Origin of the sequence: Mesorhizobium sp. LSHC412B00 (genome assembly GCF_000503035.1) — a bacterium.
Lineage (GTDB): Bacteria > Pseudomonadota > Alphaproteobacteria > Rhizobiales > Rhizobiaceae > Mesorhizobium.
Genome location: NZ_AYWB01000001.1, coordinates 776167 through 798468, shown reverse-complemented (window position 1 = coordinate 798468; position 22302 = coordinate 776167). Strand labels below are relative to the sequence as shown.

Here is a 22302-nt window from a genome sequence, read left to right as displayed (position 1 = left end):
TATCAGGAATGGAGCGTTGTTGAAGAAGCCGCCGCCGATGGCGGCGCGCCGGCCGCATCTCAGCCGGCGGTGGCGCCCGATGTGCGCGACAGGCCGTCCTTGGCCGGCTGGTAGGTCGGGTCGAGATGGACGGCTTCGCGGTAGGCCTTCGAGGCCTTGACCTTGTCGCCGCGGCGCTCGTAGATCAGCGCCTGGTTGGACCAGGCTTCGGCGTTCTTGCCGTCGAGCTTGATGGCCATGTTGAAGTCGGAGAAGGCGTTGTCCTCGTCATTCATGGCGAGATAGGAGAGGCCGCGGCCATTATAGGGTTCGGCGGCGTCCGGCGCCAGCGAGATGGCGGTCGAGAAATCCTCGATGGCAAACTTGTGCTGGCCCTGGCTCTGATAGATCAGGCCGCGATTGTGGTACGCGCGCGCATCCGTCGTATCAAGCTGGATCGCCTTCTGGAAATCGTTGAAGGCCTGCTGGGTCTGGCCGGCCTTGCGATAAAGGTTGCCGCGGCCGATATAGGCGGCGTCATAATTTGCATTAATCTGGATCGAGCGGTTGTAGTCGGCAAGGGCGGCCGCCTGGTTGCCGAGGAAGCGCTGGATCAGCGCCCGGTTCGAATAGGCCTGGTAGAAATTCGGGTTGAGCTGGATGGCGGTGTCGAAATCCTTCAGCGCCGCCTGATACTGGCCGCCACGGCCATAGGCCGAGCCGCGCACATTGTAGCCTTCCGGATCCTGCGGATTGCGCTGGATCACCGCCGACAGCGAGGAGATGTTCTCGCTCGAGCCTTGCGCCTTGTCGATGTTGTTGAATTCGCCGGTCGGAACGCTCTGGCAACTGGCAAGCACCAGGCCGGACATCAGGGCTGCCGCCAGGGCCAAACCGCGCATTGTGGTTCTGCGCTCTACGCCGATTGCGTTCATGTCTGCCCTGTCCTCACTTCAGCCTCGCCGTCCAGGTCCCCCTCCGGGCCGGGTCACAGATTCTCGTAACAAAATCTAGAACGCCGTTTGCGCGTTCAAGGGAACGGCCTCCAACAGAATGGCGGCGCTCCAAACAAAAAGGTGGCGGCGATTCCGCATCGCGCCACCTCTGAGTATCCTTCGAAAAGGACGAAAAATTGGCGTCAGAACCGCGGCGGACGCGGAGCACCACCAGGACCACCGGCGGCGCCGGCAGCAACCGGGCGCGGCGTCATCGGCAGCAGGCCTTCGCGCTGGGCGCGCTTGCGGGCCAGCTTGCGGGCGCGGCGAACGGCTTCGGCCTTTTCACGGGCGCGCTTCTCGGAAGGCTTCTCGTAATGGCCGCGCATCTTCATTTCGCGGAAAATGCCTTCGCGCTGCATCTTCTTCTTGAGAGCGCGAAGCGCCTGATCAACGTTATTGTCGCGGACGAGTACCTGCACGGGCAATCCTGTCTTTCGGGTTTGATATCAACAGGCAAGTGGCCATAGCCACATGCCTCCGCGGCGCTTTACACCACGAATTGTGGCGGCTGATAGCAGAATCAGGCCGCGCTGTCCACACTGGAAATGAAGGACAACCGCCAATTTGCCACGGCAGCCCCGAGATAGGGCGCCAACTAGGCGCTGGCCAGATGGAGCCGTGCGAAATCCTCGAAGAATTCGCCGTAATCGCAGGTAATTTCCTCGCCGGCTGATATATCTCGAGTGGCGGTGGCGCCGCCATATTGCGAAAAATCCGTGTTCGGCCGCTCGGCGTGGTTCATGAAGCGGCCATTATCGACTTCATAGACCATGAAGCCGGGACGGTCGGGGCTCGGATAGGCATAGCGGTCGAGCAATTCCTTGAGGTGCGGCGGCGCCGCCTCGTATTTGTCCATCGGGATCAGCCGGTCGAAATCCGGATCGAGCCGCCAGATCGAGGCGCCCTTCCTGATCGGCTCGGCCGCGAACACGCCGACGCCTTCGATTGCGCTCTGGGCGACATAGGTCCTGATCAGCAGCATGTCCGTCCTCCTCACCCGAAACCGAATCGCCAAATCGCGTGGAAAAAGCAAGTCCGGTTTCGGGTTCTATGGCTGATCGGCGCGGGCGATGACCCGCGAAATGCTTCACGTCCGGGTGATCGAGACGCCGCCATCGGCAAACAGCGCCGATCCTGTGGTGAAGCTCGACGCATCCGATGCCAGGAAGAGCGCAGCGCGGGCGATCTCTTCAGGCACAGCGACACGTTTCAAGGCATGCAGGTTTTCCACGAAAGCGCGTGATTCCGGCGTCTTGAATGTTGCCGACGGGGTGTCGGTGCCACCCGGCATCAGCGCGTTGACCCGCACGCCCCTGGGGCCGTATTCGGCGGCCAGTACCTGCGTCAGGCCGATCAGTCCGGCCTTGCTCGCGGCATAGCTGGTCATGCCCGGCATGCCGACTGTGTGACCGACGAAGGTCGAGGTGAAGATCAGCGATCCGCCGCCGCGTTCGACCATCGCCGGCACCTGGTATTTCGCGCCAAGAAAGGCGCTGGTCAGATTGGCGTCGAGCGTCTCGCGCCATCCGTCCAGCGACAGTTCCGAAATCGGACCCATCGTTCCGACGGAGCCGACATTGTTGAAGGCGATATCGAGCCCGCCGAATTTTTCGACGGCGAGATCGACGAGGGCTTTTGCATAGGCTTCGTCGCGGACATCGCCGGCAAGCGCGACTGCCGTGCCGTCGGCGTCCTCGATTTCGACGACCAGCGCATCGAGTTCGGCCTGGCGGCGGGCGGCGATGACGACCCTGGCGCCTTCTTCGGCGAAGAGTTTTGCGGTGGCGCGGCCGATGCCGGAACTGGCGCCGGTGACGATCGCTATTTTATTGGTGAGTACGAACATTTTCTTACATCCTTTCATCGCGCCGGCTGTGCCGGCAACCGGGATGTTGATCGCAGTTCGGGACGGTGCTAGCCACCCGATACCTGCTCGACTTGCTGAATGGCTTCGCAGCGGCACAAGCGCGGCGCGCCGGACTATTGCTTCAGCAGCCAGCCGAGGCGGTCGAGCGAAAATGCGTAGCTGATGGCGATGAGCAGCGTGATGACAACGCCCGTGGTTGTGTGACCGGCGGCATAGAATCCGGCTGCACCGCCAAACAGGATGGCCAGTTCAAGCACCAGCCTGACTGCGCCTGGTACAGGAACCGGCGCGCGTCCGGACCGGCTTGGGTCGCCGCGCACCGCGAAGGTTCCCCACAGCGCAGCTGCAATGAACGGCAAGGCCAAGGCGAGGACCCAGCGCCACCATCCGCCGGAGAGGCTCCAGCCGGCAAAGCCGAGGCCAAGCAAGGCGGCAAGTTCCAGCAGGAAACGCAACGTCAGATTCCACCAGGCGTTGCCCATATTCGTCCTCCAGAGTCTCGCGATCGCCAGTGTGTCCGAACGCAGCCATGCCTGCCAGCCCGGGCAGGTCTTTTCCACCGCGGCGCAAAACGGCAAGCGCCGTCGCAAACAGCGCAAGGGTGGAAGCGCCGTTTCGCTAGTGATACACCTCGCGCGCCGGGGCTGCGTAAAATACCCCATCGCCATTTGCGAGGCTGGAACGTTGAAAAAATATTCGGTATTCGCCATCGCCCGCGAGGCCATGCGCGGCCACAAGGGCTGGGAGGAACAATGGTCCTCGCCGGAGCCGAAGAAGGAATATGACGTCATCATCGTCGGCGCCGGCGGTCATGGCCTGGCCACCGCCTACTATCTCGCCACCGTACACGGCATCACCAATGTCGCGGTGCTGGAAAAGGGGTGGCTGGGCGGTGGCAACACCGGTCGCAACACCACCATCATCCGCTCCAACTATCTCTATGACGAGAGCGCCGGCATTTACGACCACGCGCTGAAGCTGTGGGATGGGCTCTCCCAGGAGCTCAACTACAACGTCATGTATTCGGCGCGCGGCGTCATGATGCTGGCGCACAATGTGCACGACATCCAGGTGCTGAAGCGCCATGTACACGCCAATCGCCTCAACGGCATCGACAATGAATGGCTGACGCCTGAGCAGGCGAAGGAATTCTGCCCACCGCTCAACATTTCCAGGCAGGCGCGCTATCCCGTCGTCGGCGCCGCCTTGCAGCGGCGAGGCGGCACGGCGCGTCACGATGCGGTGGCCTGGGGCTATGCGCGCGGCGCTTCGGCGCGCGGCGTGCACATCATCCAGAATTGCGAGGTCACCGGCGTCAAGCGGGCGGCCAATGGCGCGGTCATGGGCGTCGACACGACGCGCGGCTTCATCAGCGCCAAGAAGGTCGGCGTGGTGGCTGCAGGCCACTCCTCGGTGATCATGAACATGGCCGGCGTGCGCATGCCGTTGGAAAGCTATCCCCTGCAGGCGCTGGTGTCGGAGCCGGTCAAGCCGGTGGTGCCGTGCGTGGTTATGTCGAACACGGTGCACGCCTACATCTCGCAGTCCGACAAGGGCGAGCTGGTGATCGGCGCCGGCACCGACCAGTATGTCTCCTATTCGCAGACCGGCGGCCTGCATATCCTGCAGCACACGCTCGACGCCATCTGCGAGATGTTCCCGATCTTCACCCGCATGAAGATGCTGCGCTCGTGGGGCGGCATCGTCGACGTGACGCCCGACCGTTCGCCGATCCTGGCCAAGACGCCGGTGCCCGGCCTCTACGTCAATTGCGGCTGGGGCACGGGCGGCTTCAAGGCAACGCCCGGCTCAGGCCATGTCTTTGCCCACACGATTGCCAAGGACGATCCGCATCCTATCAACGCGCCCTTCACCATCGAGCGCTTCCGTACCGGCCGCCTCATCGACGAGGCAGCGGCGGCGGCGGTGGCGCACTGATGATGGTGGAGTTGGCTGTAGCGGTGCCGCTGGTGCTGGCGGGGGAGCAGGACCTGTTCCATTTTCCGTCACCGGACGAGGTGCGGACGCAGCCGATCAGCCGCGCCGGCAACGAAGCCAATTGGCCGTTTTCGATCGACGCCGGCATTCTGGCATGCGTGTGGAGTGGTGGCCAGAAGGTGGTCATCTTCATGGAGAACAGGCCCTCCGATCTCGGCGAGGACGACACATTCGAGCCGCGAAGCGTCATCGTGACGACCGATCCGTTTCAGCTCACGATCGGCAACATGGCGTATCGCGAGCTGTTTCGCCCCGCCGCAGGCGTGGAGGAGCGCATTCGGCTCGTCGCGCCTTTTGCGGCGATGGGCCAGAGGCTTTGCAACCAACCGGCCGGCGCGCATGTCGGCCACGGCGAATTGTAGGAACGAACGATAATGCTTCTCATCCGCTGCCCCTATTGCGAGGAAGAGCGCCCGGAGCTCGAGTTCCGTAACGCCGGCGAGGCGCATATTGCGCGCTCGGCCAACATGGCGGGCGAGAGCGACGACGACTTCGAAAAGTTCTTCTTCATCCGCTCGAACCCGAAGGGCATCATCTATGAGCGCTGGCGCCACATCCATGGCTGCGCACGCTTCTTCAATGCGGTGCGCGACACCGTCACCGACAAGTTCGTCATGACTTACAAAGCCGGCGAGCCGAAGCCGTCCAAGCTGCCCAAAAACTCCAACGAAGTGGCATCCAAATGAGCGGCGCGTTCCGCATTCAAAGCGCCGGCCGTCTCAGCCAGGCCAAGACCGCGCGGTTCTCTTTCGACGGCCAGTCTTACACCGGCATCGAAGGCGACACGCTGGCCTCGGCGCTGCTTGCCAATGGCGTGCATCTGGTGGGACGTTCGTTCAAGTATCACCGTCCGCGCGGCTTCCTGTCGGCCGGAGCGGAAGAGCCCAACGCGCTGGTCGAGGTCAAGCGCGACGCGGCACGCAAGGCGCCCAATATCCGCGCCACGGTGCAGGAGCTCTATGACGGGCTGGTCGCGCAGTCGCAGAACCGCTGGCCTTCGCTGGCCTTCGATGTCGGCGCGGTCAACGACATTGCATCGCCGCTGTTTTCGGCCGGCTTCTACTACAAGACCTTCATGTGGCCGAAGGCAGCCTGGAAGAGCCTCTACGAGCCGAAGATCCGCGCCGCGGCCGGCCTCGGCGTTTCGCCTGACAAGCCAGATCCCGACCATTATTCGTCGCGCTATGCGCATTGCGACGTACTGGTGCTAGGCGGCGGTGCGGCCGGCATTGCGGCAGCGCTCGCCGCTGCCGAAACCGGCGCGCGTGTCATCCTCGCCGATGAACAGGCCAGCTTCGGCGGCAGCCTGCGCTTCGAGAGCGGGGCGAAGATCGACGGCCAGGACGGTTATGCCTGGGCGCAAGGCGCGGTGGCCAAGCTCACCGCCATGGACAATGTCCGCGTTTTGTCGCGGACGACGGCGTTCGGCTACTACGCGCAGAACTTCGTCGGCCTGGTCGAGCGGGTCAGCGACCATCTGCAAAACCCCGGCCACGATTTGCCGCGCGAGCGCCTATGGCAGGTACGCGCCAAGCGCGTGGTGCTGGCGACCGGCGCCATCGAACGCCATATGGTGTTTGCCGACAATGACCGGCCCGGCATCATGCTGGCCTCGGCGGCGCGGACTTATCTCAACCAGTACGGTGTCGCGGTCGGCAAAAATGTCGGCGTCTACACCGCCAATGACTCGGCCTACTCCGCCGCGATCGACCTGAAGAAGGCCGGCGTCAACGTGGCGGCGATCGTTGACCTGCGCGACCATCCGACCGGACCTGTGATCGACGAGGCGAGGGCGCTCGGGATCGAGGTCAATTTCGGCCGCGCGGTGATCCGCGCCGGCGGCAAGTTGCGCGTGACCTCGATGACGGTGCAGCCGAAGAATGGGGGCGGCGACCGCACCATTCCGGTCGACGCCATCCTGATGTCGGCCGGCTGGACGCCGTCGGTGCATTTGTTCTCACAGTCGCGCGGCAAGGTCGCCTTCAATGACGAGACCAAGCGCTTCGTGCCGGGCATCTATGCGCAGGACTGCGTTTCGGTTGGCGCCTGCAACGGTACGGATGGGCTCTCGGCGTCGATCGACGAAGCCTATGCGGCCGGCGCCAAGGCGGCGAAGGATGCGGGCGGCAAAGTGGCCAAGGGCGTTAAGCCGAAGGTCGACACGTCGGAAAGCTGGTCGCGCGGCATGCTGGGCGCGGCGCCCGGCGCCGGGCCGGACAAGACGGTCAAGGCCTTCGTCGATTTCCAGAACGACGTCACCGCCAAGGACATCCGCCAGGCGGTGCATGAAGGCATGCGCTCGATCGAGCACGTCAAGCGCTTCACCACCAACGGCATGGCGACCGACCAGGGCAAGACGTCCAACATGCACGGCCTGGCGATTGCCGCCGAGACGCTTGGCAAGCCGATCCCCGAGGTCGGGCTGACCACGTTCCGCGCACCCTATACGCCTGTTACTTTCGGCGCGATCGTCAGCCATTCGCGCGGTCCGCTGTTCGACCCGACACGGAAGACCGCGATCCATCCCTGGGCCGAAGCGCAAGGCGCCGTGTTCGAAGATGTCGGGCAGTGGAAGCGCGCCTGGTATTTCCCCCAGGCGCGCGAAGACATGCACAAGGCGGTCGACCGCGAATGCGTCGCGGTCCGCAGCAATGCCGGCCTGTTCGATGCCTCGACGCTGGGCAAGATCGAAGTGGTCGGACCGGATGCGGCCAGGTTCATGGAACTGCTCTACACCAATCCGTGGGAGAAGCTGGAACCCGGCCGCTGCCGCTATGGCATCATGCTGCGCGAGGACGGCTTCATCTATGATGACGGCGTCGTCGGCCGACTGGCGCCGGATCGTTTCCATGTGACGACGACAACGGGTGGCGCGCCGCGCGTCATGAACCACATGGAGGACTATCTCCAGACCGAGTTCCCGCATCTCAATGTCTGGCTGACCTCGATCACCGAACAATGGGCGGTCATCGCCGTGCAGGGGCCGAAGTCGCGAGACATCATTGCACCGCTGGTCGAAGGCGTCGACATGTCGGACGAGGCGCTGCCGCATATGTCGGTGCGCGAAGGCAAGATCTGCGGCGTGCCGACCAGGCTGTTTCGCATGTCGTTCACCGGCGAGCGCGGCTTCGAGGTCAATGTGCCGGCAGACTACGGGCAGGCCGTTTGGGAAGCGCTGTGGGCCGAAGGCCAGAAGCATGGCGCGACTGCTTACGGCACCGAGGCGATGCACGTGCTGCGCGCCGAAAAGGGCTACATCATCGTCGGCCAGGACACGGACGGCACGGTGACGCCGAACGATGCCGGGCTCGACTGGGCGGTCGGCAAGAAGAAGACCGATTTCGTCGGCATCCGCGGCTTGACGCGGCCCGATCTGGTCGCCAAGGGCCGCNAGAAGAAGACCGATTTCGTCGGCATCCGCGGCTTGACGCGGCCCGATCTGGTCGCCAAGGGCCGCAAGCAGCTGGTCGGCTTGAAGACCAAGGACCCGAAAGTGGTGCTTGAGGAAGGCGCGCAGATCGTCGCCGACCCGAAGCAGGCGATCCCGATGAAGATGATCGGTCACGTCACATCCAGCTACTGGTCGGAAAATTGCGGTCGCTCGATCGCGCTGGCGCTGGTTGCCGGCGGGCGCGACCGGATGGGCGACACGCTCTATGTGCCGATGCCGAACGGGATGATCGAAGTGGAGGTTACCGGCATGGTGTTCTTCGACGAGACGGGAGGGCGCCTCAATGGCTAAGGCTGCTGCAAAGAAGACGGCCCCAGCTGCAGCGCCGTCGGTCGAGCGCCGCCCGGCCCTGGCTGGACGCGTCGTTTCCGCAACGGATGTCAAGGTCGAGGTGCTGCCGCCGGCGGAGCGCATGTCGCTGCGCGCGCCGGAGGCTTCCGTCGCGGCGCTGTCGAAGGCGCTCGGCCTGACCTTGCCGAAGCAGCCGAAGACCTCGGCGGCCAAGGGTGGCCGCACGGCGCTGTGGCTCGGACCGGACGAATGGTTTGTGATCGACGAAGCCGGCAAGGATCCGCTTGCCGACTGCGCCAAGGTGACCGCATTGCATTCGGCGGTCGGCATCTCGCACCGCAACGTCGCCTTCGCCGTCACCGGCCCGGCGGCTGCCGCCGCGATGAATGCAGGCTGCCCGCAGGATTTGTCGCTCGAGGCTTTTCCGGTGGGCGCGGCGTCGCGCACCATTCTCGGCAAGTGCGAAATCCTGCTGTTGCGCACGGCAGCCGACGCTTTCCGGGTCGAGTGCTGGCGTTCCTTCTCGGACTATGTCTTTACTTTCCTGTCGGAAGCAGCCAGCGACGCGGCGGCGTAGGAACGTTTGACGGGTCAAGCCGTTCTGCTTCCCTCATCAGGGAGAACATACGATGCCGTCGAAAGCGCCGCCGAAGTCAGCTGGCAAGACGTCCGCCGTGCGCTCACTCGAACATGAGCAGCATCACGAGGTGACTGCCGAAGAGGAACTCGAGGAAGGCCTCGAGGACACGTTTCCGGCCAGCGATCCGGTGTCGATCACCTCGACCGCCATCCCAGGCGCGCCGGCAAGACCCGGCAAGGCCAAGACGGTGCCGGGTCGCAAACCGCGCAAGAAATAACCGTTCGGCTACGCCAGGTTTGAACTCGGAGAAGCCCAGCTTGCGCTGAGAAAATGGGGGCGCTGAGGAAAAAACGGGCGGCCGGGATTATCCTGCCGCCCTTAAATTAGTCGTTGTGCTGTTCGGTGGTCGAGCTCGATCAACTTAGAACGTGCTCGGCACGATCCATGGGTTGATCTCGATGCCGAGACGCGGGCTCTTGGCCTTGACGTCGGACTTTTCGACCGAGCCGGTCACGGCGCAATCGAGCTTGGCATTGGTCGTGGTGTCGACGCAGGTGGCGGCCTGCTTGGTCGAGTGTGTGTTGTTGGCGGCGAAAGCCGAGCCGGAGAGAGCCAGCACGGTGGCGAGGGCGAGAAGGGTCTTGTTCATGTCAGTCTCCATCGGTTAAATTCTTTTCGTACATGTACGATACAACGTACACATACGTCCACCGAGATGGGTTTTCAAGTCGGAAAACGTACGCGTACGACAAATTTTTTTGAATGCCGAAAATTGCGTCGCACTGACACAGCCGAAGCTGTCAGGCCGGACGTTGAATTGGAGGGGCGGGGATGCTCAGCAGTCGACCGGGGTCTCGGTCAGCGGCGGCACATTCTGGGTGCTGAGCGTGGCGAGTGTGAAATCGCACATCCGCGTCACGAAAGCCTGTGGATCGCCGAAGGGGTAGAACGGGAACGTGATCAAAAGCGAGATGGTGCCGTGGCCGACTGCCCAAAGCATGGTGGCGATGGCGCGCGGATCGCCCTGCAGCTTGCCTGCAGCAACGCAGGCCTCGACCCTGGATATCAGCGCTTTCATCGCCGGGTTGGCCTCTTCCATGTCCTCATAGCTTCTGCCTTCCGGCAGCTTGGTCTTTTCGGTCATGAACACGGTGCGGTATTCGTTGGGGTTGCCGAGCCCGAAGGCGGCATATTCGGTCATCACCGCACGCAAGGCCTCGATCGGATCGTCGGAAGGATGCTCCTCGATGCGGCGGGCAAGTGTTTCGAAGGCATCCTCGGCCAGCGCAAACAGGATGTCCTGCTTGTCGGCGAAGTAGGAATAGACCGACATCGGAGCATAGCCGACCCGCTTGGCCAACTTGCGGATGGTCAGCCCTTCATAGCCTTCTTCCTTGACGAGCTTGTGGGCTGCGTCGAGCAATTCGGAACGCAGTTCGGCTTTTTGTTTTTCGCGGCGTTTCTGGACGCTCAGTGGCAAGACCCGGTGCCTTTGGTTGGTTGTGCATGGCTAAATATATACGCTGTACGGAAACGGGCAAGGGCGCTGCCAGGGACATCAAAAAGCGACCTCAAGCTTTCTCTCGAATAGTCGTGTCCGTTCTGGTCTATTTCGCCAGCATCTATGTCACAGCATGTGTAACATGGGCGCTCGCAGGCAACATCGGACCGTTACAAACAAAGCCTATCTGGCGGCTCTGCAAGAAATTTCGGTTTTGGGGGGCCTCTATGGCTGCGATAGAGCTTTCGTCCGGGCTGCCGGGCGCACATCCACTTTCTCATGGCGCCAGGCTGGCGCTCAGGCGAGTCGTGATAGTCGCATGGCTGGCGATCGCAATCGGCTTCGCCATGGAAGCGCTTATTCTGACTGCCGGATTTGCGGCAGGTTCGCACCCGGCGCCAACCCAGGTTCTGATCGACTTGGCGCAAGGCGTGACCTGGTCATTCTTCGTCTGCGCCGGCGTCAGCCTCGGCACGGCGATCACCAAGGTGCGAGCCTCGCTTGGCGGCCTGATCGCCATGATCTCGGGGCCGCTGGCCATGGGCATCGCCAAAGGTACGCAAAAGGTGATGGTGAGCGCGCTTGATGTATCGGCAAAGCCCGTGATCCTGTCGCTCACTACGCTCGGTATGTTGCGGGCGATCGAGTATGGTTTGCTGGGCTGGATGCTGGCTTCGCTGGCATCCAAGGAAGAACCTCGCTCGCTGCATTTCATGCTGGCGGGTGCCTTGGCCGGCGCGGTGTTCGGCGGCGGGATCACGGCGCTGACGATCGAGACTGCCGCAGCCAAGGACATTGCGCTGGCATTGCCGCAGGCTGTCGCCACCGGCCTCATTGAGATCGTGTTTCCGATCGGATGCTCGCTGGTCGTCTACATCGCCCTGCAAGTCAGCCGGCACATGAAGTTCATTTCCAGCGATGCGCGCTAGATTTCAGGTCGAATTGACCTGAAATCTGAATCCGGGTCTAATCAAATTGATAGAGCATGATGTCGTCCGAAAACCGCTTCACACTTTCGGCATCATGCTCTTTCTACAGACGGTGATCGGTTTGCGTACTGTTTCCAGGCCGGTTGCCACCACCTCCGTATGGGCTTGCTCCCCGGTCGGGGAACGGAACTGATCCGATCTGTCATCAAATCGCGCCGACCACAATATCTCATTGTCTACTCAGGTTCGGTCGATCAGCTTGGCGGCAAGGTGCGACAGCAGCTTCACCGCTTCGCCATAGGTCCTGGCCTTTTCGGGATTGGAGGCGTTGCCGTCGAGCGCCCGCTTGTAGACGCCCTGACAGATGGCCGCCAAGCGGAAGAAGGAGAAGGCGAGGAAGAAGCTCCAATTGTCGATGCCGGCCAGCCCGCGCCGACGGCAATACGCCGCGACATAGGCTTCCTCCAAGGGCAGGCCGAGGGCGGCGCGGTCGACGCCGCCAAGACCGCGAAAGCCCGAGGCGTGCGGCAAGCGCCATTGCATGCACTGGTAGGCGATGTCGGCAAAGGGGTGGCCAAGCGTCGACAGTTCCCAGTCGAGCACGGCCAGCACTTTCGGCTCATTGTGCGCGAAGATCATGTTGTCCAGCCGGTAGTCGCCATGCACGAGAGATTTTCGGCCGTCATCGGCCGGCATATGCGTCTCCAGCCAGGCGATCAGCCGGTCCATGTCGGCGACCGTGCCGGTCTCCGAGGCGCGGTACTGGCTGGTCCAGCGTGCCAGCTGGCGTTCGAAGTAATTGCCGGGTTTGCCGAAATCGCCGAGCCCGACCGCCTCGACATCGACATCGTGCAGGGCCGCCAGGGTGGCGTTCATGGCATCGTAGAGGGCGGCGCGCTCATCGTTGCCAGCGGCCTCCGGCACTGCCGGATCCCAAAAGATGCGGCCGTCGAGAAAATCCATGACGTAGAACATGCGGCCGATCGGCGTCGCCTCCGCCGACAGATGCAGCATCGCCGGCACCGGCACGGCGGTGCCGGCCAGCGCCTTCATGACCGTGAATTCGCGGTCGACCTGATGCGCCGATTTCAGTAACTGGCCCGGCGGCTTGGCGCGCAGGACATAGCGGCCGCTGGCCGCAGTCAGCAGATAGGTAGGGTTCGACTGGCCGGATTTGAATTTTTCGATTGCCGAAAGCCCGGCAAAACCCGGGATGTGCCCCTCGAGATAGAGCGCTAGTGGCGTCTGGTCCAGCGCGTTGGCGTCGCCACTCATGCGGTCTCCGGCTCACGCTCGATCAGCGTCAGCGTCAGCCAGCGCGCCGTCAGCGCCGGCTTCTTCGAGCCTTCGATCTCGATGGTCACGTCATGCGCCGTCTGCACCCAGCCCGACGGCCTGACCTTGACGTCGGCCAGCACGAAGCGGGTGCGGATGCGCGAACCGGTCTTCACCGGCGCCAGGAAGCGCAGCGAATCGAAACCGTGGTTGACGCCCATCTTGCCCTTTTCCAGCGGCGGCATGGTCTCGAAGGTCATCGCCGAGAGCAGCGACAACGACAGGAAGCCATGCGCGATGGTGCCGCCGAACGGCGTCTCGTTTTTGGCCCGCTCGGGGTCGCAATGGATGAACTGGTGGTCGTCGGTGGCGTCGGCGAACTGGTCGATCATGGTCTGTGTGACCTCGCGCCATGGCGAGACGCCGACTTCCTTGCCGACGCTGGCCAGAAGCACATCGAGACTGATCGGTTCCACTGCGGTGTCCTCCCCTTGCCGCCGACCGCGGCTCATTCCTTGAACAATGTCAGCCCATGCTGCACCGACTGCCCGCCGTCGATCGGCAGGATGGCGCCGGTGACATAGGAACCGGCACGGCTGCACAAATAGAGCGTTGCGCCGCCGATGTCATCCGCCACGCCGATACGGCCGATGGGGACATGGCTGCCGACATGTCTGGCCTTTTCTTCGGTGCCGGTGGCAAAGGCGGTCATCCGGCTCTGGAAGGGGCCGGGGGCGAAGGCGTTGACGGTGATGCGCCGCGCCGCGAGTTCGATCGCCAGCGTGCGCGTCAGGTGGTGAACGGCGCCCTTGGACGCGGTGTAGGAATAGGCGTCGTCGGCCAGCGGCTGCGTGCCCATCACCGAGCCCAGGTTGATGACGCGGGCCGGATCGGCATCGCTCGCGGCGGCTTCCAGCAGCGGCAGCAATTCGCGCGTCAGATGGAAGACGGCGGTGACGTTGACGGCGAACACCTTGGCCCAGCCGCTATAGGGAAAATCCTCCAGGGAGGCACCCCAGGATATGCCGGCATTGTTGACCAGAATATGCAGCTTCTCGGTGCGCGCCTTGACCTCGCCGACCAGCGCGGCAATGCCTGCTTCGCTCGAGACGTCACCGGCAAAGCCTTCGGCACTGCCGGAGCCGCCGAGCCCGTTCAACTCAGCGGCGACCTTGATGCAATCCTCGCCCTTGCGTGAAGCGATCATCACGGTGGCGCCGGCTTGGACCAAAGCGGTCGCCACCATGCGGCCGATGCCGGTCGCGGCTCCCGTCACCAGCGCTGTCTTGCCGGCGACTGAGAACAGTTCTTCCAGATAGCTCATCGGAATTCCTCCGCGCTTTTCTGCTCACGGTCCGGGGCGAAAGGGGCTCGCGTTGACAAGGCTACCCGAAGTACGGTCATCCTTGCCACGGGTAAAGTGCCCAGATGCGTGAAAGGGTTGGAGACCGATGGCGGACATGAATCTCGGCATGACCGAGCGGCTGAAGCCGATCCACGCCCGTGTCGCCGCCATGGTGCGCGATGAGATCATGCCGCTCGATCATGATTTTTTGAGTGAGGTCGGCAAGGGCGGCGACCGCTGGGTCTACACCGCGCGGCAGACCGAGATCCTCGAGGGATTGAAGAAGACGGCCAAGGAGCGCGGCCTGTGGAATTTCTGGCTGACCGGGTCCGAGCGCGGCTATGGTCTCTCGACGGTCGAATACGCCTACCTCGCCGAGGAGATGGGCAAGGCGCATCTCGGCGCCGAGACCTTCAACTGCTCGGCGCCCGACACCGGCAATATGGAGGTGCTGGAGCGCTACGGCTCGGACGACCACAAGCAGGCATGGCTTGAGCCGCTGCTCGAGGGCAAGATCCGCTCGGCCTATCTGATGACCGAGCCGGACGTCGCTTCCTCCGACGCCACCAACATCGCCATGCGCTGCGAACGGCGAGGCGACGACTATGCACTCAACGGTGAGAAATGGTGGGCGTCGGGGGCCGGGGACCCGCGCTGCGCCATCTACATTGTCATGGTCCGCACCGGCGGCGAAGCCGAGCCGCAGCACCGCCGCCATTCGATGATCCTGGTGCCGTCCGACACCAAGGGCGTGATCAAGCTTCGACCGATGCAGGTCTATGGCGATGACGACGCGCCGCACGGCCACATGCACCTCCGCTTCGACAATGTCAGGGTGCCGGCCGGAAACCTGATCCTCGGCGAGGGCAGGGGGTTCGAGATCGCGCAGGGGCGGCTCGGCCCCGGCCGCATTCACCATTGCATGCGCGCCATCGGCCAAGCCGAAATGGCGCTGGAGCTGCTGTGCCAGCGCTCGGTGCGCCGCGAGGCCTTCGGCCAGCCATTGGCCAAGCTCGGCGCCAATTTCGATATCATCGCCGAGTGCCGCATGGAGATCGAGATGGCGCGGCTGCTCTGCCTCAAGGCGGCGTGGATGATCGACCAGGGCGATGCGCGCGCAGCCGCGCCCTGGATCAGCCAGATCAAGGTCATCGCACCGCGCGTCGCGCTCAAGGTCACCGACGAGGCCGTGCAGATGTTCGGGGCGCAAGGCATCAGCCAGGACACGCCGCTGGCACGCTCATGGACGCATCTGCGAACCCTGCGCCTTGCCGACGGGCCGGACGCGGTGCACCGCCGGCAGGTGGCGCGTACGGAACTCAGGAAATACACGCAGGAAAAGGTCTGAGCGGATGAAGGCCATTATCGCCCGCGATTTCGCGCTGCTCGACCAGCTCGTCCATGCCGACAATCTGAAGGCGCTGGTCGGCTGGCATCTCGCCGGCAAGGTTCGGCCGGCCATCGAAGGCACTTATCCGCTGGCCGATGCCGCCGCCGTGGTGACGCGCGTGCTTGGCCGTGGCGCATCCGGCAAGCTCATCCTCAAACTGTAAGGAGCCCCGCCATGGCGATCCCCTCAGACATGAAAGCACTGCTGCTGACCGGCGACGGCTACACCAGGACGCCCTCCGGCAGTGCGCTGGAGGCGATGGAGCCGTACCTCAAGCTTGGCAGCATCGGCGTGCCGACGCCCGGACCGAGCCAGGTTCTAATCAAGGTCAGCCTCGCCTCGATCAACCCGTCCGACGTCATGTTCATCAAGGGCCAGTACGGTCAGCCGCGCGCCAAGGGCCAGCCGGCCGGCTTCGAGGGTGTCGGCACGGTCGTTGCCAGCGGCGACGAGCCCTATGCGAAAAGCCTGATCGGCAAGCGCATCGCCTTCACCACCGGCGTCACCAATTGGGGCGCGTGGGCGGACTATGCAGTTGCCGAAGCTGCCGGCTGCATTCCGCTGCTCGACACGGTCCGCGACGAGGATGGCGCGGCGATGATCGTCAACCCGCTCACGGCGCTCGCCATGTTCGACATCGTCAAGGAGACGGGCGAAAAAGCCTTCATCATGACCGCCGGCGCCAGCCAGCTTTGCAAGCTGATCGCGGGTCTCGCCAAGGAGGCTGGGTTCCGGCCGATCGTCACCGTGCGCCGCGACGAGCAGATTCCGCTGTTGAAGGAGATCGGGGCTGCCCATGTGCTCAACGAGAAGGCGCCGGATTTCAAGGCAGCACTACGCGATGTGGTCAAGGCCGAGCAGCCGCGCATCTTCCTCGATGCCGTGACCGGGCCGGTGGCCTCGGCGATCTTCGACGCCATGCCGAAGCGCTCGCGCTGGATCATCTATGGACGGCTCGATCCGGACACCACTGTCATCCGTGAGCCCGGCCAGATGATCTTCCAACACAAGCACATTGAAGGCTTCTGGCTGGTCGAATGGATGCGCCAGTTCCGCGACAAGCGCGGCCCGGCGATCATGGAAGCACAGAAGCGCTTTTCGGATGGGCGCTGGTCAACCGACGTGACGGCGGTGCTACCGCTGGATGAGGCGATGGCGAAGGCCCCGGCGGAGCTGGCCAAGCCGAACGGGAAGGTGTTTATTAGGCCGTGACTTTCTACCCTCCCCCTTGTGGGGAGGGTCGACGAAAGAGCAATTTTGCTCTTTCGTCGGGGTGGGGGTCTTGGCTCCTACCTCTGTTATTCGCGGGAGCGCTGCACCGACGTTAGTTGGCGCTGCACCCCACCCCGGACCTGCGGTCCGACCCTCCCCACAAGGGGGAGGGTAAGCGGAGCTATTCCGCCGGCTCGACATTGGCGTACGCCGCTTCCTCAAGCTCCCGCTTTAGCCTCGCTTCCTCATGCGCCTTCGGCGTGACGAAGCGGCCGAGCAGGAGGTAGGCGACCGGGGTCAGGAACAGCGTCGAGACGGTGGCGAGACCCAGCCCGCCGACGATGACCCAGCCGAGCGCGATGCGCGCTTCGGCACCGGCGCCGGCGGCCAGCACCAGCGGGACCCCGCCGAGGATGGTGCAGATCATCGTCATCATCACCGGCCGCAGGCGGATGATCGAGGCCTGCTCGATCGCCTGGCGCACGCCGAGGCCGCGGTCGCGCAGTTGGTTGGCGAATTCGACGATGAGGATGCCGTTCTTGGCCATGACGCCGACCAGAAGCACGAGGCCAATCTGGCTGTAGGCATTGAGGCTGGTGCCTGACAAAAGCAGCGCAAAGATTGCGCAGGCAAGGCCGAGGGGGACCGTCGCCATGATGATGACGGCGCTGACGAAGCTTTCGAACTGGGCGGCGAGCACCAGGAGGATGATGACCAGCGCGAAGCCGAAAATGGTGATCATGGCGCTGTTGGTCTCGCCGAGCGTCGCGGCTTCGGCCAGCGGCAGGGCGCGGCTGCCCGGCGGCAGCAGCGGGGCGGCGATCTGCTCGGCAACGCCGAGCGCGTCACCCAGTGCGAAATTGCCGTTCAGGTTCGAGGTGATCGCCACCGAAGGCTGCTGCTGTTCGCGGGTCAGCGACGGCGGCACGGCGCGCTCGGTCAGCGTGGCGATGGTCGACATCGGCACGAAGCGGCCGTCGGCGGTCTTCAGGAAGATGTTTTCCAGATCGGTCGGATCATTGATCGGGTTGGTGGTCGAGACCAGCTTCACGCCATAGCTGCGGTCGGCGATGTAGACATCGACGACATCGTTGCCGTCGAGCATCGCCTGCAAGGTGTTGGCGAGACCCGATATGTCGATGCCGAGATCGGAGGCGCGCTCGCGGTCGATGGCCACCGCCAGCTGCGGCTGCGTCGGGTCGATGGAAAGCCGCGGCGTCTGGAAGCGCGGATCGGCCTGCATCCGGGCGATGATCTTCACCGCCGCGTCGCCGAGCGCCTTGCGGTCGTTGCCGACCAGCGCGAATTGCAGGCCGTTGCCGGCGCCGCGAATGCCGAGGCTATTGGCCTGCACCGGGAAGATGCGCACGGATGGCACCTGCCGGGTCAGCTTGCTTATCTGCGCCATGATCTCCTGCTGGCTGCGCGTGCGCTCGTCCCACGGCGCCAGCGTCATCACCATGAAGCCGGAATTGTAGGCGCCGTTCTGGCCGGCGTTTTCGAAGGTCGAGACGATCTCGCCGGAATCGCGCAGCGGCTGGATCAGCCGCTCGATCTTCTGCATCTGCTGCGTGGTGTAATCGAGGCTGACGCCTTGCGGCGCGTTGATGCGCAACAGCACGACGGCGCGGTCCTCGCTCGGCGTCAGTTCCTGGCGGATGGTGCCGAACAGGCTGAAGGCGACGCCCGCAAACAGCACCGCAACCAGCAGCACGATCCACGGCGCGCCGAGGCAGGCATGCAGGGCGCGCTTGTAGGCCGCGTTCAGCGCGCCACCGACGCGCGCGCCAATGCCGTGACCGCCTTCATGGTGGAGCGATGCGCCGGTCAACATGCGCGAGGCCAGCATCGGGCACAGCGTCAGCGCCACCACGCAGGAGAGCAGCACCGACATGGCGAGGACGAAGCCGAATTCGCGAAACAGGCCGCCGGTCTGTCCCGGCAGGAAGGAGATCGGCACGAAAACGGCAACGAGCGTCAGCGTCGTGGCGATGACTGCGAAGAACACTTCCTGGGCGCCGAGCACGGCGGCGGCACGAGGCCCCATGCCTTCGTTGCGCCGTCGCACGATGTTTTCCAGAACGACGATGGCGTCGTCGACGACAAGGCCGGTTGCCAGCACCAGCGCCAGAAGCGTCAGGATGTTGATGGAGAAGCCGGCGAGATAGATGGCGGCGATGGTGCCAATCATGGCGACCGGCATTGACAGACCAGGGATCAGCGTCGCGCGCCAGTCGAGCAGGAAGATGTAGATGACGATCAGCACCATGGAGATCGACAGGCCGAGCGCGATCTCGACCTCGTGCACGGCGCCGTTGACGAAGACTGCGTCGTCGCTGGTGATCTTGATCGACATGCCCTTGGGCAGGTTTTCCTGCAGCTTGGCGACGGCTGCCTTCACTCCGGTGGAAATATCCAGCGTGTTCGATTCCGCCTGGCGGATGATGCCAAGGCCAATGCCGGTCTTGCCGTCGGAGCGCAACGAGGTCTGGCCGATGTCGGGACCGAGCGTGACGGTGGCGACGTCGCGGATGCGCGTCGTGCCGCCGATGATGATGTTTTCGAATTCTTCCGGCGTCGTCACATCGGCCGTGGTGCGGACGATGAGATCCTGGTTGGTGGTGGTGATCGAACCGGCTGGTGAATCGAAAGCGACCGAGGCAAGCGCTGCCCTCAGATCGGCCACAGTGAAGCCGAGGCTGGCGAGCTTGTTCTGGTCGACATCGATGCGGAAGATCTTGTCGCGGTCGCCATAGACCTGAACGTCGGCGACGCCAGGCACGGCAGCCAGTTCGTCCTCGATCTGGTCCTGGACGATCACCGTCATGTCCTGCACCGACATGGTGTCGGAGGTGACGGCCAGTCGCATCACGGCATCGGAATTGGCATCGGCCTTGACGATGCGCGGCGGGTCGGCGGTCTCCGGTATCATGTTGGCGACACGGCCGACCGCGTCGCGCACGTCGGAGGCGGCGACGTTCAAATCGACGCCGTCGTTGAACTCGATGGTGACGCGGCTCTGGCCGAAGGAAGAGGTCGACGAGATCGACTTGACGCCGGAGACGCGGGCGACCGCGCCCTCGATGGTGTCGGTCAGTTCACGGTCGACGGTTTCGGCGGCGGCACCCTCGAAGGCCGTCGACACGGTGACCACGGCGCGGTCGACATCGGGCAGTTCGCGGATTTCGACGCCATAGAAAGCGGCAAGGCCGGCCACTGCGATCAGCGTGTTCAGCACGAAGGCCATAACCGGCCTGCGGATGAAGAGTGCGGTGAAGCCGGTTTCGCTGGCGGTGCTGACGGGTGCAGTCATGAGCCTTCGGCAGCTTCCGCGGCGCGCTGATCCTGGCCGGCGATGCGGACCGCGCCGCCTTCGCTGACGCTCTGGGTGCCTTCGGTGACGACCATGTCGCCATCCTCGATCTCAGCGTCGATCAGCACCGTCTCAGTGTTGCGCTGGATGATGCGCACGGGAACGCGCCTGGCCTTGCCGTCCTCGACCTGCCAGACATAGGCGCCGTCGGAACCCCACAGGATTGCCAGCGGGCTGACGGCCGGATAGGTGTCGCCGGGGAAGCGCATGGTGATGCCGAACGACATGCCGGCGCGCAGCGAATCCGCTGGATTGGCGATTGCAGCCTTGACCAGCAGAGTGCGGCTCTTTTCGTCGATGTGGTTGTCGATGGCCGACACAGTGCCGGTATAGGCCTTGCTCGGATTGGCGATCGGCGTCGCCGACAGTTGCGCGCCGACCTTGACGGCGGCGGCGAAGCGCTCGGGCACCAAGAAATCGACCAGGATGGAGGAGCGGTCGTCAAGCGTGGCGATCGCCGACTGGCTGGTGACGTAATTGCCGGCCGATATCGGCAGGATGCCGNAAGGCGAGTTCGGCATCCTGCAGCGCCAGTTTGGCGCCGGCCAGCACCACTTGGGCATCGGCGACGGCGACCGGGGTCGCGGCGTTGGAGGCCCTCAATGATTTCACCCGCTCGAGCTTGTCCTGGGCATCCTGCAAGGCGAGCTTGGCACGATCCTGCGAGATCACCTCGGTCTCGGAATCGAGAACAGCGATGATCTGCCCCTTGTCGACGCGGGTACCGGACTGGACGAGGAATTCAACCAGCCGGCCGGAGCTGTACGGGTTGACCGTCACCGAGGCATTGGCGCGGCCGGTGCCGATCGCCTGCAGGCGATCGTTGATGGTGGCCGTGCCCGCCGGCAAGGCAACGACATTTGCCGGCCGGCCGGCAGCGTTGCGACCGCCTGCCTGTTTCGTCGTGTCGACCGCGCCGGTTGTGGCGGGCGCCGAAGCATAGGTCCAGTCGATGCCCCAGCGTGCCAGAACCTCCGGCGCGCCCGGGAAGAATCGCGCCCAGGCGAGGACAGCCGCGACCAGGATCACAAGCGCAAAAACGATCTGTTTCCAGGCGACCATCGACACTCCGGTTGGCAAAACGTCTACCGGTTTCGCCAAGCAAAAAAACGCGCAGCGACGCACCCGGTATGTGCGAAGCCGCCGCAATATCATGGCTTTATGGCAATTCTGCCGCTTCCATGCACATTAAATCTGCGTAATTTTGCGCACCTGCGGCGGGGATTGAACGTGTCAGCGCAGGCTTTCGAGGTCGCGGATGCGCCTGGCGCTGTCGGCCTCGAGCTGCCTCGTGACGGCGCCGATCAGCGTCTCGGCGACAACGAACAGAGCGGCGGAAGAGTCCCACGCCGAAGGCACGGCGGTGCGTCCGGCAATGACATGGCGGGCGAAGCGGGCGATCGGCGATAGCCACTGGTCGGTGAACAGCACGATCTGAACGCCGCGCTGATGCGCGGTCTGGGCAAAGCGGACCAGACTGTCCTGATAGCGCCTGATGTCGAAGATCACCAGCACGTCGCGCTTGCCCATGTCGATCAGCCGGTCGCGCCAGATGCTCTCCTGGCCGGCAAGGTGATAGACATCGGGCTGGATGATGGCGAGATGGGCGGCCATGTAGCGTGCCAACGGATCGGTGAACCGGCCGCCGATCAGGAATGTCTTGCCGCGCCGGTCGGCAAGCCTTGCGGCGATGTCGGCAAGCTGTCTGTCGGAGAGATGCCTGAAGGTCTCGCGCATATTGTCCAGCGTCGCCTCCAGCATTGGCGATACTGCACCGCTTGGGGAGGCCGGGTTGAGCGTGCGCGATGCCGGCGACTGCAATTGCGCCGCCAGTTCGTCCTGCAGCGCCGACTGGAATTCGGGATAGTTCTGGAACCCCAGCCTGGAGACAAAGCGCAGGATGGTCGGCGACGATACGCCGGCGGCGGCCGAGAACTCGGCGACCGTCTTCAGCCCGATCAGCGGATAGTTCGCAATCAGTGTCTGCGCGGCGCGGCGCTCGCCGGCCGGCATCGTGCCGATGCGGTCCGAAATCAGTTCGGCAATGCTGGAAATCATCGTTTTCCCCACCCCTGAGCCCGTCCAGACCGCTTCCCCGAAATCGCGTTTGACA

The 22302-nt window shown here is 63.9% G+C and carries 22 protein-coding genes and 1 pseudogene; 10 read left to right on the top strand and 13 right to left on the bottom strand.

What is annotated here, in order from left to right:
• Positions 1 to 59: 59 nt before the first annotated feature.
• The 5 genes from X757_RS160900 to X757_RS160920 all read right to left on the bottom strand — a co-directional run bounded on the left by X757_RS160900 (position 60) and on the right by X757_RS160920 (position 3326).
• Positions 60 to 914 (bottom strand): tetratricopeptide repeat protein, encoded by an 855-nt coding sequence (locus X757_RS160900; RefSeq protein ID WP_023700994.1) that lies wholly within the window; start codon positions 912 to 914, stop codon positions 60 to 62.
• Between the two features lie 203 nt (positions 915 to 1117).
• Entirely contained in the window at positions 1118 to 1396 is a 279-nt protein-coding gene (gene rpsU / locus X757_RS160905; protein ID WP_023671138.1) for a 30S ribosomal protein S21, read from the bottom strand.
• A gap of 176 nt (positions 1397 to 1572) precedes the next feature.
• Positions 1573 to 1959, bottom strand: coding sequence for an SET domain-containing protein (locus tag X757_RS160910; protein WP_023671139.1), 387 nt, complete (start codon positions 1957 to 1959; stop codon positions 1573 to 1575).
• Positions 1960 to 2064: 105 nt separating this feature from the next.
• A complete protein-coding gene (locus X757_RS160915; RefSeq protein WP_023725218.1) occupies positions 2065 to 2823 on the bottom strand; it encodes an SDR family oxidoreductase in 759 nt (252 codons plus the stop codon).
• A 134-nt stretch (positions 2824 to 2957) separates the two neighbouring features.
• The gene (locus X757_RS160920; protein ID WP_023683195.1) at positions 2958 to 3326 is read right to left on the bottom strand and encodes a YrdB family protein; all 369 of its coding nucleotides are present in this window, start codon (positions 3324 to 3326) and stop codon (positions 2958 to 2960) included.
• Positions 3327 to 3528: 202 nt separating this feature from the next.
• Here X757_RS160920 and X757_RS160925 point away from each other — a divergent pair, with 202 nt between their 5' ends.
• From X757_RS160925 to X757_RS160950, 6 genes are all read left to right on the top strand, one after another.
• Positions 3529 to 4782, top strand: coding sequence for a sarcosine oxidase subunit beta (locus X757_RS160925; RefSeq protein WP_023725217.1), 1254 nt, complete (start codon positions 3529 to 3531; stop codon positions 4780 to 4782).
• Positions 4782 to 5204, top strand: a complete 423-nt coding sequence (locus X757_RS160930; protein WP_023725216.1) for a hypothetical protein — start codon at positions 4782 to 4784, stop codon at positions 5202 to 5204. The genes X757_RS160925 and X757_RS160930 overlap by 1 nt, the downstream gene beginning before the upstream one ends.
• A gap of 12 nt (positions 5205 to 5216) precedes the next feature.
• Positions 5217 to 5528 carry a sarcosine oxidase subunit delta gene (locus X757_RS160935; protein ID WP_023725215.1) on the top strand — a complete coding sequence of 104 codons (312 nt, stop codon included), beginning with the start codon at positions 5217 to 5219 and terminating at the stop codon, positions 5526 to 5528.
• Positions 5525 to 8584: a sarcosine oxidase subunit alpha gene (locus X757_RS160940; RefSeq protein ID WP_023725214.1), complete on the top strand. Its 3060-nt coding sequence runs from the start codon at positions 5525 to 5527 to the stop codon at positions 8582 to 8584. The genes X757_RS160935 and X757_RS160940 overlap by 4 nt, the downstream gene beginning before the upstream one ends.
• The gene (locus X757_RS160945) at positions 8577 to 9161 is read left to right on the top strand and encodes a sarcosine oxidase subunit gamma (RefSeq protein ID WP_023725213.1); all 585 of its coding nucleotides are present in this window, start codon (positions 8577 to 8579) and stop codon (positions 9159 to 9161) included. The genes X757_RS160940 and X757_RS160945 overlap by 8 nt, the downstream gene beginning before the upstream one ends.
• Before the next feature lie 52 nt (positions 9162 to 9213).
• Complete coding sequence (locus X757_RS160950) at positions 9214 to 9441, top strand: hypothetical protein (RefSeq protein WP_023671147.1); 228 nt, start codon at positions 9214 to 9216, stop codon at positions 9439 to 9441.
• Between the two features lie 144 nt (positions 9442 to 9585).
• Here the strand turns inward: X757_RS160950 and X757_RS160955 are convergent, their stop codons facing one another.
• Together X757_RS160955 and X757_RS160960 are read right to left on the bottom strand one after the other, a co-directional pair.
• Complete coding sequence (locus X757_RS160955) at positions 9586 to 9813, bottom strand: hypothetical protein (protein ID WP_023686456.1); 228 nt, start codon at positions 9811 to 9813, stop codon at positions 9586 to 9588.
• 186 nt (positions 9814 to 9999) lie between these two features.
• Positions 10000 to 10644 carry a TetR/AcrR family transcriptional regulator gene (locus X757_RS160960; protein WP_023671149.1) on the bottom strand — a complete coding sequence of 215 codons (645 nt, stop codon included), beginning with the start codon at positions 10642 to 10644 and terminating at the stop codon, positions 10000 to 10002.
• Here X757_RS160960 and X757_RS160965 point away from each other — a divergent pair.
• A complete protein-coding gene (locus X757_RS160965) occupies positions 10638 to 11594 on the top strand; it encodes a hypothetical protein (protein WP_156932556.1) in 957 nt (318 codons plus the stop codon). The two genes, X757_RS160960 and X757_RS160965, sit on opposite strands and share 7 nt — an antisense overlap.
• Positions 11595 to 11834: 240 nt before the next feature.
• On the opposite strand, the gene X757_RS160970 is transcribed toward X757_RS160965, so the two are convergent.
• From X757_RS160970 to X757_RS160980, 3 genes are read right to left on the bottom strand one after another with little or no spacing between them, the layout of a single operon-like run.
• On the bottom strand, positions 11835 to 12869 hold the full coding sequence (locus X757_RS160970; RefSeq protein ID WP_023686454.1) for a phosphotransferase family protein: 1035 nt from the start codon (positions 12867 to 12869) through the stop codon (positions 11835 to 11837).
• Positions 12866 to 13381 carry a MaoC family dehydratase gene (locus X757_RS160975; RefSeq protein ID WP_280940371.1) on the bottom strand — a complete coding sequence of 172 codons (516 nt, stop codon included), beginning with the start codon at positions 13379 to 13381 and terminating at the stop codon, positions 12866 to 12868. The genes X757_RS160970 and X757_RS160975 overlap by 4 nt, the downstream gene beginning before the upstream one ends.
• Complete coding sequence (locus X757_RS160980; protein ID WP_023671153.1) at positions 13378 to 14193, bottom strand: SDR family oxidoreductase; 816 nt, start codon at positions 14191 to 14193, stop codon at positions 13378 to 13380. The genes X757_RS160975 and X757_RS160980 overlap by 4 nt, the downstream gene beginning before the upstream one ends.
• A gap of 127 nt (positions 14194 to 14320) precedes the next feature.
• On the opposite strand from X757_RS160980, the gene X757_RS160985 reads away from it, so the two are divergent.
• Genes X757_RS160985 through X757_RS160995 form a run of 3 tightly spaced genes read left to right on the top strand, consistent with a single transcriptional unit; the run spans position 14321 to position 16816 of the window.
• Positions 14321 to 15562 carry an acyl-CoA dehydrogenase family protein gene (locus X757_RS160985; protein WP_023725212.1) on the top strand — a complete coding sequence of 414 codons (1242 nt, stop codon included), beginning with the start codon at positions 14321 to 14323 and terminating at the stop codon, positions 15560 to 15562.
• A complete protein-coding gene (locus X757_RS1000000168435) occupies positions 15483 to 15767 on the top strand; it encodes a zinc-binding dehydrogenase (RefSeq protein ID WP_198024380.1) in 285 nt (94 codons plus the stop codon). The genes X757_RS160985 and X757_RS1000000168435 overlap by 80 nt, the downstream gene beginning before the upstream one ends.
• An 11-nt stretch (positions 15768 to 15778) precedes the next feature.
• The gene (locus X757_RS160995; RefSeq protein ID WP_023725210.1) at positions 15779 to 16816 is read left to right on the top strand and encodes a zinc-binding dehydrogenase; all 1038 of its coding nucleotides are present in this window, start codon (positions 15779 to 15781) and stop codon (positions 16814 to 16816) included.
• Positions 16817 to 16997: 181 nt separating this feature from the next.
• On the opposite strand, the gene X757_RS161000 is transcribed toward X757_RS160995, so the two are convergent.
• The 3 genes and pseudogenes from X757_RS161000 to X757_RS161005 all read right to left on the bottom strand — a co-directional run bounded on the left by X757_RS161000 (position 16998) and on the right by X757_RS161005 (position 22247).
• Positions 16998 to 20129, bottom strand: coding sequence for an efflux RND transporter permease subunit (locus X757_RS161000; RefSeq protein ID WP_023725209.1), 3132 nt, complete (start codon positions 20127 to 20129; stop codon positions 16998 to 17000).
• Positions 20126 to 21251: pseudogene (locus tag X757_RS01000000164490) on the bottom strand (efflux RND transporter periplasmic adaptor subunit). Before X757_RS01000000164490 ends, X757_RS161000 begins: the two are co-directional and overlap by 4 nt.
• 171 nt (positions 21252 to 21422) lie before the next feature.
• Entirely contained in the window at positions 21423 to 22247 is an 825-nt protein-coding gene (locus tag X757_RS161005; RefSeq protein WP_023725208.1) for a MurR/RpiR family transcriptional regulator, read from the bottom strand.
• Positions 22248 to 22302 lie beyond the last annotated feature (55 nt).

Coding starts and splice junctions, on each gene's coding strand:
- X757_RS160900 (WP_023700994.1), bottom strand. CDS start 914: ATGAACGCAATCGGCGTAGAGCGCAGAACCACAATGCGCGGTTTGGCC.
- X757_RS160910 (WP_023671139.1), bottom strand. CDS start 1,959: ATGCTGCTGATCAGGACCTATGTCGCCCAGAGCGCAATCGAAGGCGTC.
- X757_RS160915 (WP_023725218.1), bottom strand. CDS start 2,823: ATGTTCGTACTCACCAATAAAATAGCGATCGTCACCGGCGCCAGTTCC.
- X757_RS160920 (WP_023683195.1), bottom strand. CDS start 3,326: ATGGGCAACGCCTGGTGGAATCTGACGTTGCGTTTCCTGCTGGAACTT.
- X757_RS160930 (WP_023725216.1), top strand. CDS start 4,782: ATGATGGTGGAGTTGGCTGTAGCGGTGCCGCTGGTGCTGGCGGGGGAG.
- X757_RS160935 (WP_023725215.1), top strand. CDS start 5,217: ATGCTTCTCATCCGCTGCCCCTATTGCGAGGAAGAGCGCCCGGAGCTC.
- X757_RS160945 (WP_023725213.1), top strand. CDS start 8,577: ATGGCTAAGGCTGCTGCAAAGAAGACGGCCCCAGCTGCAGCGCCGTCG.
- X757_RS160950 (WP_023671147.1), top strand. CDS start 9,214: ATGCCGTCGAAAGCGCCGCCGAAGTCAGCTGGCAAGACGTCCGCCGTG.
- X757_RS160955 (WP_023686456.1), bottom strand. CDS start 9,813: ATGAACAAGACCCTTCTCGCCCTCGCCACCGTGCTGGCTCTCTCCGGC.
- X757_RS160970 (WP_023686454.1), bottom strand. CDS start 12,869: ATGAGTGGCGACGCCAACGCGCTGGACCAGACGCCACTAGCGCTCTAT.
- X757_RS160975 (WP_280940371.1), bottom strand. CDS start 13,381: ATGAGCCGCGGTCGGCGGCAAGGGGAGGACACCGCAGTGGAACCGATC.
- X757_RS160980 (WP_023671153.1), bottom strand. CDS start 14,193: ATGAGCTATCTGGAAGAACTGTTCTCAGTCGCCGGCAAGACAGCGCTG.
- X757_RS160985 (WP_023725212.1), top strand. CDS start 14,321: ATGGCGGACATGAATCTCGGCATGACCGAGCGGCTGAAGCCGATCCAC.
- X757_RS160995 (WP_023725210.1), top strand. CDS start 15,779: ATGGCGATCCCCTCAGACATGAAAGCACTGCTGCTGACCGGCGACGGC.
- X757_RS161000 (WP_023725209.1), bottom strand. CDS start 20,129: ATGACTGCACCCGTCAGCACCGCCAGCGAAACCGGCTTCACCGCACTC.
- X757_RS161005 (WP_023725208.1), bottom strand. CDS start 22,247: ATGATTTCCAGCATTGCCGAACTGATTTCGGACCGCATCGGCACGATG.